Here is a 551-nt window from a genome sequence, read left to right as displayed (position 1 = left end):
AATTAGGAACATAGCGATAAAAGCATTAAATTTATAGTGTCCAAGTATAACATTTAAGCGATTACCACTATGTTCTCAGAGGCTAAAGTTACGGAGATTTATTGTATGGCGGATGATTTTTGTAAGGAATTTGCTAAGGTGCAGGAAAAATATATGGTTGAAGACAGGAAACATAAGCATCGGAATAAGCCGAACCGGATGAGTGATGCGGAAATCATGGTCATCCTGATTTTGTTCCATTCTGGTGGTTTCAGATGCTTCAAGCATTATTATCAGGAATATGTCTGCAAGCATCTGATACACCTTTTTCCCAGACGCGTGTCCTATAACCGTTTTGTGGAACTGGAAAAGGAAGTGCTGTTGCAACTAACCGTTTTCATTAAAGAGGTCTTGCTGGGTACTTGCACCGGAATCAGTTTCGTGGATTCCACTCCGCTGCGTGTATGCCGTAACCAACGTATATTGATTCACAAGACTTTTAAGGGGCTTGCCGAGCGTGGCAAATGTTCCATGGGATGGTTCTTCGGCTTTAAACTACATCTGATTATCAA

The 551-nt window shown here is 41.0% G+C and carries 1 protein-coding gene; it reads left to right on the top strand.

Annotation, left to right across the window (positions count from 1 at the left end; genetic code table 11):
* Positions 1-69: 69 nt before the first annotated feature.
* On the top strand, positions 70-551 hold a 482-nt coding region (locus tag M3087_RS14265), incomplete at its 3' end, for a transposase (RefSeq protein WP_317236698.1).

Origin of the sequence: Mediterranea sp. ET5 (genome assembly GCF_023337025.1) — a bacterium.
GTDB lineage: Bacteria > Bacteroidota > Bacteroidia > Bacteroidales > Bacteroidaceae > Phocaeicola_A.
This window is presented reverse-complemented; position numbering and strand designations above follow the sequence as displayed.